Genomic DNA, 11,340 nt, shown 5'->3' with positions numbered 1-11,340 from the left:
AGGTGTTATTGCCATTCTTCGCAAAAAGATTTCTTACAGTAAAATCATTAACGGTACCGTTAAAAGTGCCGCCGAGCGTAAATAGCTGGTTCCACTTGGCAAGCGCCGGCGCAAAGAATGCAATGTCGTCTGAGTAAACCTGGCTGCTTTTTATACTGGCCGTCATAACAATTTTGTTTGTATAGTCGGCCATGTCTTTATTAAAATCTTTGTACTTCATTACAAAATAATTTGTAATGGTGCTTCGGTTCGTTTTCAAAAGCAGTTTTGAAAACTCCATTTTCTGCGGCGTTAATTTATATTGTGCCTGCAGCTTTCTTACACGCAAGCCGCTTCTCTCAGCAGCATTTATGTCAATGTTAGCCGTTATGGTGTCTCTAAGAAAATTAAGGTTTTTAATGGTTCCGTTAATCTTACTTACCATAAGTTTTCTTCCGTTAAAAACGCCTTCCTGTGTTATTTCGTTTCGCCATCCGGTTCCAAAAAAACAATCTGTAATATTTAAAGCTGACACACGCACACGCAAATTGCCGGGATTGAAATACATGCGTCCCGTATCTCTTAGCGTTACTTTCCCTGGTGTTTTATCAATGCCGTCGAAATTTTCAATGTTGTACGATGTTTTATCCATATCAATTGAATTGATAAGGATAAGGTTTTTGGAAATGTCAATATTATCGGCGTCAACCAGCAGGCTGCCGGTTTTTAAAATTGTTTTTTGCCCGCGCCACAAATCATTTTTTACATACACCACATTTTTTAAATCGAGCTTCTGAATTTTAAGCACGATATTCCTGCTTTGCCTTTTTGCTTCGCCGGGTGTAGAAAAATGATCGATCAGGAACTGATAATTCCAGGTAGAGTCGCTGCGTTGCTGGTTAATAACGGCATCTTCAATACCGATATATTTCAGTTCAATATTTTTCTTAAGAAAAAACCAATCGGTTATACGCAGTTTGAGAGAACCTGCTTTTAATAAAGTGTCTTTATGCTGATCGAGAATAAAGGTATTGTTGAGGTTCATTTTATCGAACAAAGAAAAATTCACCTCTCCTATCTTCACCGTAGTTTTTAAATCGGCAGATAGTTTGGCAGCAACTTTACCGGCAATATAATTTTGAACAGGCGGTAACTGAATCAGCAGCCACATCAATAATAAGAGTGCAAAAAGACCAATTATAAAACGGAGGAATATTTTTGGCCATAACAACAAAAATGCTATAAGCACATAAATTATAATCAGCAATAAGAGGTTTGGCCAGATATATATCCATGCAACTACTGCAATGCCTAAACCCAACAATATTTTTGAGATATTTTTAACCAAGCCGATGTGTTATGCGGGTAAAGATAAAATGAAGATTGAATTTATAATTGTTTGCCTTTTACAACGTTATTAAATTCTCTTTTCAAAAAACCTGCTATCATATTTACAACTTAAAAAATATTTTCTTTTTATATAAAAAATAACATAAGCCCCATTCCAGCGCGAAAATACAAAGCGATGAAATGATGGAGGCAGGCAGGTCCGGCACTTTTATAATTTCCATCAGCCCGCCGCTTATGGCTGTTATGTAATCATTAAACCAGCGATGGCCCACTATTTCAAAAAACAGGTAAATAAATAAAGAGTTCATGCCAACTATCACAAAAAACCTGAGATATTTTTTGTGATCCAGCACATCAATCCACCAGTAACAAAGCGCCAGGCCAAGTAAACACCAGCCAAGAGATGCCAATGTAAAAGATGATGTGGCAATGCGTTTAATAATGGGCGTTATATGCACAATATCCAGGCCATAACCAACAATCAAACATATAAATGCCCATAACACAAGCGGCTTTAATTTATTTTTTGAACTGCTTAAAAACAATTTGCCTGCCAAAGCGCCGGCAATTGTATGCACTGATGTTGGAATGCAGTTAATAGCTACCCAGCCGCCGCTATTTATTTTATTCATCAGCAACAGGTCAACATAGTTTCCAAAATTATGCTGGTCGGTAAAAGGCTGGCTAAAACCCGGCACATTGGTAAAACGGTATAAAATTTCCGTGAGCAATAAAATAAAAACACAAAAAAATATTTGTGCTTTGACGCTCCATTCAAAAATTAAGAATGTAACCAGTGTTGTAAAAGAAAGCTGCGTTAATACATCCCACAATTCAAACGATAATCCTGATTTGCGCACAGCATAATCCAGCACGCCCCAAAAGAACAGCCAGGCACTGCGCCTGAGCGTTTTTTTGAACGATGTGTTCCATGTATAACCCAGCTGTTTTTGCTTTCTTAACGAATAAGCCATGGAAACGCCGGCCATAAACATAAAGCCGGGTTGAATGAGGTCCCAGAAATGCAGGCCATTCCATGGGTGATGAAAGAACTGCTCCATAAAGCCGCGAAAAACACTTTCTTCGGAAGATGAATCAAAAATATGTTCATATAAACCCGTGCTTTCAAGCGCGAGCAATACCATTATAAAGCCACGCATAAAATCCAGGGAAAGCAATCTTGATGAAAAAGAGTTGTTAGAATTAACCGGCTGCATAAACGGTTTTTAAAAACTTATAAGGCCATTATTTCAGTAATAAAAAACAATAATATGAAATCGATATTAAGAAAGCTGAAATTGTTAAAATTAAAATTGCATGATTAATCTATGGATTCTTATAAAAAGTTATCTTTTATTACTTATTTCGTGTACATTTTTACAGAAACCAATAATGAATACTGTTTATTCCTGCCCGCTGCGATCAGCTTTTTATCTTATAATCTTTATAATGGTAACAGGTATTGCCTGCAAAAAAACTGATCCGGCAACGCCGGTTATCCCCGATCCTTTGCCAGGCTCCAGGCCGAATATTATATTAATTATGGGTGATGATGTGGGCTTTGAAGTGCCCGGTTTTACAGGTGGCGAATCTTACGCTACTCCAAACATAGATGCAATGGCCGAACAGGGGATGCAGTTTAGTAGGTGTTATGGAAGCCCGATGTGCTCACCTTCCCGCTTTATGCTGCTCACCGGGAAATACAATTTCAGGAATTATGGAGATAACTCATGGGCAAATTTGGAGCTGGATCAAAGAACAGTCGCCAATATACTTCAATCTGCCGGATATGCAACCTGTGCCGCCGGTAAATGGCAGTTTAACCATGGCGACACAGGGCTGGTAACTTTTGGTTTTGATAAATATTGCATAACCGATCCTTTCAAGCTTGCATCAGAAAATAATTCTCCCACATTAAGACTTTATAAAAACCCAACTATCTATGAAAATGGCGCTTACCGCCCGGAATCTGAAATGGAAGGAAAATATTCGGAAGATATTTTTATGGATTACATGGTTGGTTTTATCGACAGCTCCAATAAAGCAAAGAAACCTTTCTTTATATACTATGCACCTAATCTCTGTCATAAACCCTTTTCGCCAACACCCGATGATCCTGAGTTTGCTACCTGGGATCCATACAAACGGGAATCGTTTTCTGATACCATATTTTTTAAATCGATGATAAAATATTATGACAAAAATATGGGCAGGCTTTTGGCAAAATTAAAAGCAGCGGGTATTGAACAGAATACGCTGGTATTATTTATAGCCGGCGATAATGGAACAGATGATGAGATCAATTCAAAATTTCAGGGTGCATACATCAGTGGCGGTAAAGGCCACACCAAAATATCAGGCACCCATCTTGCATTTGCGGCCTACTGGCCGGGCCATATTTCCCCTTCGAAAAACGGAAACCTGGTTGACCTGGTTGATTTTCTGCCAACCATCGCAGCGGCAGCAGGTGTTGGCGTATCTCCCGGTTATGGTACATTGGATGGCATTAGCTTTTTTGATCAGTTAATGGGAAGTAGTAATGCAGAAGCAAGGCAATACAGTTATAATTGGTATGACTTAAATCAACGCGGACCGGATGCCGACCCTCCGGTTGTTTGGGCAATGGATAAAAAATATAAGCTTTATAGTAATCAAACAAGCCTGATAAATTATGCAGAAGATTTCCTGGAAAAAAATCCAATACCGGAAAACGAACAAACGATTGATGAGCAAAAAGAAACAGTAACATTGCAAAGCGTTATAGACGCTTATCACAATTAATAAACAATTTTAAGAAAGAGAGAGTTTATTGCAAAATAACAATCCAATCAAACTTTCAGCCTCATATCAATTTTGTAATTAATTGCATTTTTCAATACTTTTACCGCCATTAACCTTAACCTGCTGCTCTCTATGCAAGTAACTTACTTCTAATTATCTGTTATGAAAACGACTACTGCCAAACAGGTGAGGATATTCCCACATCTTAACGGCGTTATATGGTTATTTTTAATTGTACCTGTTTTCTTAGGGATTGCAAGCTGCAATAAGCGAAACCTTTCCCCGCCTGATATTCCCGGCAACCCGGCTGACACAACTCCCACTCCTCCTGTAATATCTAAATCACGCCTGAATGTGATCTTAATCCTGGCAGATGATGTGGGCTACGAAATCCCAACCTTTTGCGGCGGTCAATCTTACCAAACGCCTAACCTTGATTTTATGGCGGCAAACGGTACACAGTTTACAAATTGTTACGGCAGTGCCTTATGTTCTCCTTCGAGGTTTATGTTATTAACCGGCAAATATAATTTCAGGAATTATACTACATGGGGCATACTGGATCAGTCTCAGCGCACTTTTGCCAACGTATTTAAACTGGCAGGTTATGCCACCTGTGCTTCCGGTAAATGGCAACTTGATGGCGGCGATAATTCAATTAAACTGTTTGGATTTGATAAATACATGGTAAATAACGCCTTTAATTTAAATAGTGGGGGAGCCGAAGAAACTGCCAATAGGTTTTATAAAAATCCGGAGATATATGAAAACGGGGGTTACTTACCAGACAGTGCAACCAATGGTAAGTTTGGCCAGGATATGTTCAGGGATTATGTATTTGATTTTATAGATAGCAATGCCAATAAAAACCCGTTTTTCGTTTATTGGGCATTAGATTTATGCCATGCCCCTTTTAGCCCTATGCCGGACGACCCTGCGTTTGCATCGTGGAATCCAAAAGGGCCAAGGAGCCTGGATGATACGCTGTATTTTCCTTCAATGGTAAATTATATGGATAAACTGATTGGGCAATTAATTGATAAAGTAAAAGCCGCCGGCATTGCAGACAGCACTGTTATTATATTTACTGCAGATAACGGCACAGCCAATATTATTCACAGCGAGGCTAATAATGTTATAGTTCCGGGAGGAAAGTCTTCACCTTTAAACATTGGTACACACATGCCGATGGTTGCTTATTGTCCCGGTTTGGTACCTGCCGGCAAAAAAGATTCTTCACTCATAAGTTTTGTCGATTTTATGGCAACTCTTGCAGATATAGCAAAGGTTTCAATACCAGCTTCTTATGGTATAACAGATGGGGTAAGCTTTGCCCCTCAATTAACAGGGCAGTCTTATATTTATAGAGACTGGGTTTTTAATCATTATCCCGGCGCCGGCAAGTTTGAGGGAGATTTAACGCATTTGCGAAGATGGATGCAAAACTCAGTTTATAAACAATACGATACAACAGATAATCCGAAGGGCGGAAAGTTTTATAATCTTGCCGCTGATCCCTTTGAGGAACATCCGCTTATTGAATCGGAATTAACGCCTGATGAAAAAAAATTGAGCAAGAATTTTTTAAAAACGATGTCAGAGCTTCACTAATGATAATTCTGCAAAATAATTTTGATGATTTAAAAATTGTTTTACATTCGCAACGCACAAATGAAAAAATTAAGCTTAAATACAAATTGGTGGTGGCATACAAACTTTTCCAGGGGTATGTAATGCTATTGCTATTATAATAATATCAAACAGCCCCGGCAACACCGGGGCTGTTTGTTTGTAAACACATTAAAGAAAAATTATTGATACAGGAAGCGCCTATATTAAGTTATTATTACACAGGGAATGTATAATAAAAGATTTCACAAGGCCACGGAAAATAAAAATTATAAGAATGAAAAAGATCCGGATAGAAACACGCTACAAAAAAATGCTTTCAGATGTTTACACGCCTGTTGGCATATACCTGCGGTTGAGAGACCGGTTCAGAGATACCATATTGCTTGAAAGCACAGACCATCACTCGGCTGAAAATAGTTATTCCTTTATCGGCATTAATGCCATAGGTGGCATTGAAATAACCAGCTTTTCAGAAATAGAATTAAAATACCCTAATCATAAGCCTGAAAAAAAACCGCTTAATGAAACAACCAATGTACCTTCTTTATTGTGGGACTTTATGCAGCAGTTTGAATTAAACGAAACGGATGATAATAATATAAAAATTGCGCAGGGTTTATTTGGATATTGTACATATGATGCGGTTCAGTTTTTTGAAACAATAGAATTAAAAAGCAAAAAGCAAACGCCCGAAATTCCCGTAATGCGTTACAGGCTTTATCAATATGTAATCGCAATAAATCATTTTAAGGATGAGATGTATTTATGCGAGAATGTTATCAATGGCTTGCGGGGCGAAATGGATATAATAGAATCGCTCATAAGAAGCAGGGACGTGCCTGTATTTCCTTTCAAACTCCAGGCAACCGAAACAGTGAATATTTCTGATGATGATTATATGGAAATGGTGAAGAAGGGCATTAAAAGCTGCATTCGCGGTAATGTTTTTCAAATTGTTTTAAGCAGGCGGTTTCAGCAAAAATTTACAGGCGATGAGTTTAACGTGTACCGCGCATTGCGCAGCGTGAACCCATCGCCTTATTTATTTTATTTTGACTACAGCGATTATAAACTCATGGGCTCAAGCCCCGAATCGCAGTTGATAATTAAAGACGGAAAAGCCATTGTACACCCTATTGCCGGCACATTTAAACGCACCGGCAATGCGGTAAGAGACAGTGAGCTTACTGAAGCTTTATTGGAAGATGCAAAAGAAAATGCAGAGCATACCATGCTCGTTGATCTTGCCCGCAACGATCTTAGCCGTTGCTGCAATAATGTGCATGTAAATTATTTCAGGCAGGTATATTATTACTCGCATGTTATTCACCTGGTAAGTGAGGTTATTGGCAACGTGGGCAAAGATGCAAACCCGTTTGAATTGATTGCCCTTACTTTTCCGCAGGGCACTTTAAGCGGCGCACCAAAGTATAAAGCCATGCAATTGATTGATGAATTTGAGCCCACCACCCGTGGGTATTATGCAGGTTGTATAGGGTTCATAGGATTTGACGGCACCTGCAACACGGCCATTATGATACGCACATTTTTAAGTAAGGAAAATACATTGCATTACCAGGCAGGCGCCGGTATTGTTGCCGCATCAAACCCAGAAAACGAGTTGCAGGAAGTGAATAATAAATTAGGCGCACTTAAAAAGGCAATTGAAATAGCCCAAACAATTTAATGATTATAGACCATGGTCCATGGTCAATGGACTTATTTAAAATGAAAATATTAATATTCGACAACTACGATTCATTTACTTATAATCTTGTCCATCTTGTTGAAAAAATAACGCATCAAAAAGTTGATGTATACCGCAACGACAAAATACCGCTGGAAAAAATAAAGGAATATGATAAAATCATTTTATCGCCCGGCCCCGGCATCCCGTCCGAAGCCGGTTTGCTGTTGCCTTTAATTAAAGAATATGCGCCATCAAAATCTATACTTGGTGTTTGCCTTGGGCACCAGGCAATTGCTGAAACTTTTGGCGGACAACTTACCAATCTTTCCAGTGTATTTCATGGTGTAGCAACGCCGGTGACAACAGTTAACGGCCAGCAATCAACGGTTAACAGCGCTTTGTTTAAAGGCTTATCGCAAACTTTTCCCGTTGGGCGTTATCATTCCTGGATTGTAAGCAAAGAAAATTTTCCCAAAGAGCTGGAAGTTACAGCAGAAGATGAAAACGGTTTTATAATGGGACTTCAGCATAAAACGTATGATGTGCAGGGTGTGCAGTTTCATCCTGAAAGTGTGCTTACGCCGGATGGGGAAAAGATCATGCGGAACTGGTTAAGCTCCCATCTCTGAAGCGGACTAAAATTTAGTCATCTATGTTATTAAACAAAAACGTTTAAAAATTAATTACTTTATAAATTCCTCTTTAGGGGATAGGATATGAAAAGAATTTTACAATACTTGTTTGAATACAAAACATTGCCTTACGAACAGGCAAAGGAAATCTTAATCAACATTTCAAAAGGTGCATATAACGATACAGAAGTTACGGCTTTTGTAACCGTATTTCTAATGCGCAGCATTACCATTGAAGAGCTTGAAGGCTTTCGCGATGCATTACTTGAGCTTTGTGTAAAAGTTGATTTGAACGGCCATAAAACAATAGATATTGTTGGCACCGGCGGCGATGGAAAAAACACTTTTAATATTTCAACACTCGCCTGTTTTATTGTTGCCGGCACAGGACAGAAAGTTGCCAAACATGGTAATTATGGAGCAACTTCTGTGAGCGGCGCCTCCAATGTAATGGAGCAAATAGGCTATAAATTTAAAGCCGACAATACAAAGCTGAAAGCTGAAATAGAAGAAGCCAATATTTGCTTTATGCATGCGCCTTTGTTTCATCCTGCTTTAAAAACAGTGGGGCCGCTTCGCAAAAATCTTGGTTTAAGAACTTTTTTCAATATGCTTGGCCCGATGGTTAACCCTGCTTCACCGGCGTTTCAGTTAGTAGGCGTGTATAACCTGGAAATGGCAAGAATTTATAATTATCTGTTGCAAAAAAGCGGCAGGCCTTTTACCATTATCAATGGCCTTGATGGTTATGATGAAATATCGCTTACTAACGATACAAAGGTTATAACCAATAGCGGCGAAAAAATTAAAACGCCGGTGGAACTTGGAAAAAGGTTTGTTGACGCCCGTGATATTATGGGTGGAAATACAACCGATGAGGCAGCAAAAATTTTTATGCAGATTATAAAAGGCGATGGTTCATGGGCGCAAAATGCAGTAGTGCTTGCCAATGCGGCCATGGCCCTGCAATGCACGGGCAATTATAAAAATTATAACGACGCTTATAACGCAGCGGTAGAAAGTCTTGATGGAGGAAAAGCATATTCTGCGTTACAAAAACTAATTTCGCTGCAATGAATATCCTGCAAACAATAATAGAAAAAAAGAAACTGGAGGTAGCCGAAAAAAAATCAATCATGGATATTGATTTTTTAAAATCGCTGAATAAAGATTTCAATGGCAAAGGGCTTTCTCTTAAGCAGTGTTTGTTAAACGGCCAGCCAAATATTATAGCTGAGTTTAAGAGAAAATCACCTTCAAAAGGCTGGATCAATCAACATATACACATTGGTGAAGTCGTTCCTGCTTATGAAGAGTACGGCGCTGCAGCCAGCTCAATTCTAACAGATGAAGATTTTTTTGGAGGCAACATAGAAGAACTAAAAATTGCAAGGCTTGAAGTGGATATTCCTTTATTGCGCAAAGATTTTATAATAGATGAGTTTCAGTTATATGAAGCCAAGGCTTACGGCGCAGATGTTATACTTCTTATTGCAGCCTGTTTATCAAAAGAGCAAGTGAAACAGCTTGCTGTAAAAGCCAAAGAGCTGAACCTTGAAGTATTGCTTGAGTTACATGTGGCAGAAGAGATCGGGCATATTTGTGATGAAGCAGATATTATCGGCATTAACAACCGCAGCCTCGAAACTTTTGTTACTGATATACAAACTTCAAAAGACCTGATAAAACTTTTGCCGGCAGATAAGCCTGTGATTTCTGAAAGCGGTATTTCGGATGTTGAAACAATTATAGCTTTACACAATTTTGGATTTAAAGGATTTTTAATTGGCGAAAATTTTATGAAGGCGTCAAAACCTGCGGTTGCTTTTGCTGAATTTATGAAAGCGCTTAAAAAACAGATGAAATCTGCTTTTTAAGCATGCAGTAATTAATTTATTGACGAAGTTGTTTGAAGACTCAGAAGTTTAATATGAATCTTCCAACAACTGCAACATTCAGCAACAAACATGACTGAATTAAATAACCAGGCTGCCGGTAATATAAAGCGGCGGGACCATTTCAGGATTAAGGTTTGCGGGCTTACCAATATCAAACAGGTAAGCCAGCTAAACGAGATTGGAGTGGAATTCGCAGGGTTTAATTTTTACCGGCCTTCACCGAGATATGTTTATAAAAGCATGCCTTCTGCAGCTATAAAGAAAATACGCGGCAAAATAAATAAGGTGGGAATTTTTGTGGATGAAGACGTGGATGAAGTACTGCGAACCGTAGATGATTGCGGTTTATACCTGGTGCAATTGCACGGGAATGAATCGCCGCGTTATTGTGAAAAAATATCAAATTATATAACTGTTATTAAAGCATTCCGGCTGAGCAATGATGATAATGTGGAATGGAAAATAAAAGATTATTATGAAGCAGCCGATATGTTTTTATTCGATACAGAAACAACTTCATTTGGCGGCAGCGGCAAAAAATTTAACTGGCAGCTTTTAAAAGGCCTGGATATTCAAAAGCCGTTCTTTTTAGCAGGCGGCATATCGCCCGATGATGCGGATGAAATAAAAAAATTCGCTACTCATGCAACAGCAAAAGACCTGTTTGCAATTGACATCAACAGCAAATTTGAATTAATGCCCGGTGTAAAAGATATTGAACTGATAAAAGCTTTTAAAAAGCGGCTAAGCGAACCCTTGCTGCCCAATTTGTTTGAAGAAAATACCAGGCCATGATATCAATCCGTAAAGCAACAGCAGCCGATCTGCAGTCAATACTTGATATCTATAATGATATCATTCAAAATACAACGGCTGTATTTCATTACGATTTGCAAACATTGCAAATGCGGAAAGAATGGTTTGCTCAAAAACAAAAAGAAGGCTTTCCTGTGTTTGTAGCAGAAGAAAATAATGACATCGTTGGCTTCAGCACATTTGGTCAATTCAGGGCATGGCAGGCATATCAATATACGGTGGAAAATTCTGTGTATGTGAAAGCGGGGCAACGCGGTAAAGGAATTGCAAAATTATTAATGCAGCCGTTAATTGATACTGCCAGGGCAATGAACCTGCATACAATGATTGCGGGCATTACTGCTGACAATGAAGCCAGCATTGCCTTGCATAAACAATTTGGTTTTGTGGAAACAACCTGCTTAAAAGAGGTAGGCTATAAATTTGATAAATGGCTTGATTTAATTTTTATGCAGTTGATGCTGTAAAAGCTCAATAGCAATTCATCAGCCGCAGTGTTGCGACGCAACCGTGTTCAATAGCACTGCAAAAGCTGTATCATAAAAAATATTTCTTACGATAA

General features: G+C 38.7%; 9 protein-coding genes and 1 pseudogene. 8 read left to right on the top strand and 2 right to left on the bottom strand.

The genetic code is table 11. The features are described from left to right. A pseudogene (locus ACTHN6_RS10565) lies at positions 1–1,327 on the bottom strand (hypothetical protein); the annotation flags it as partial. A gap of 103 nt (positions 1,328–1,430) precedes the next feature. Next, positions 1,431–2,546 carry an acyltransferase family protein gene (locus ACTHN6_RS10560; RefSeq protein WP_440435726.1) on the bottom strand — a complete coding sequence of 372 codons (1,116 nt, stop codon included), beginning with the start codon at positions 2,544–2,546 and terminating at the stop codon, positions 1,431–1,433. A 175-nt stretch (positions 2,547–2,721) separates the two neighbouring features. Between ACTHN6_RS10560 and ACTHN6_RS10555 the strand changes: the two genes are divergently transcribed. The 8 genes from ACTHN6_RS10555 to ACTHN6_RS10520 all read left to right on the top strand — a co-directional run bounded on the left by ACTHN6_RS10555 (position 2,722) and on the right by ACTHN6_RS10520 (position 11,245). After that, positions 2,722–4,110, top strand: a complete 1,389-nt coding sequence (locus tag ACTHN6_RS10555) for a sulfatase-like hydrolase/transferase (protein ID WP_440435725.1) — start codon at positions 2,722–2,724, stop codon at positions 4,108–4,110. A gap of 162 nt (positions 4,111–4,272) precedes the next feature. Beyond that, positions 4,273–5,721 carry a sulfatase-like hydrolase/transferase gene (locus tag ACTHN6_RS10550; RefSeq protein WP_440435724.1) on the top strand — a complete coding sequence of 483 codons (1,449 nt, stop codon included), beginning with the start codon at positions 4,273–4,275 and terminating at the stop codon, positions 5,719–5,721. A 295-nt stretch (positions 5,722–6,016) separates the two neighbouring features. Continuing rightward, positions 6,017–7,429 carry an anthranilate synthase component I family protein gene (locus ACTHN6_RS10545; protein WP_440435723.1) on the top strand — a complete coding sequence of 471 codons (1,413 nt, stop codon included), beginning with the start codon at positions 6,017–6,019 and terminating at the stop codon, positions 7,427–7,429. Between the two features lie 41 nt (positions 7,430–7,470). Continuing rightward, on the top strand, positions 7,471–8,061 hold the full coding sequence (locus tag ACTHN6_RS10540; protein WP_440435722.1) for an anthranilate synthase component II: 591 nt from the start codon (positions 7,471–7,473) through the stop codon (positions 8,059–8,061). Between the two features lie 87 nt (positions 8,062–8,148). After that, positions 8,149–9,141: an anthranilate phosphoribosyltransferase gene (gene trpD / locus ACTHN6_RS10535; protein WP_440435721.1), complete on the top strand. Its 993-nt coding sequence runs from the start codon at positions 8,149–8,151 to the stop codon at positions 9,139–9,141. Further along, positions 9,138–9,941 (top strand): indole-3-glycerol phosphate synthase TrpC, encoded by an 804-nt coding sequence (trpC, locus tag ACTHN6_RS10530; RefSeq protein ID WP_440435720.1) that lies wholly within the window; start codon positions 9,138–9,140, stop codon positions 9,939–9,941. Before trpD ends, trpC begins: the two co-directional genes overlap by 4 nt. A 90-nt stretch (positions 9,942–10,031) precedes the next feature. Then, positions 10,032–10,757 (top strand): phosphoribosylanthranilate isomerase, encoded by a 726-nt coding sequence (locus tag ACTHN6_RS10525; protein WP_440435719.1) that lies wholly within the window; start codon positions 10,032–10,034, stop codon positions 10,755–10,757. After that, a complete protein-coding gene (locus ACTHN6_RS10520) occupies positions 10,754–11,245 on the top strand; it encodes an N-acetyltransferase family protein (RefSeq protein WP_440435718.1) in 492 nt (163 codons plus the stop codon). Before ACTHN6_RS10525 ends, ACTHN6_RS10520 begins: the two co-directional genes overlap by 4 nt. Positions 11,246–11,340: the final 95 nt, after the last annotated feature.

Origin of the sequence: Parafilimonas sp. (genome assembly GCF_051953455.1) — a bacterium.
GTDB lineage: Bacteria > Bacteroidota > Bacteroidia > Chitinophagales > Chitinophagaceae > Parafilimonas.
This window is presented reverse-complemented; position numbering and strand designations above follow the sequence as displayed.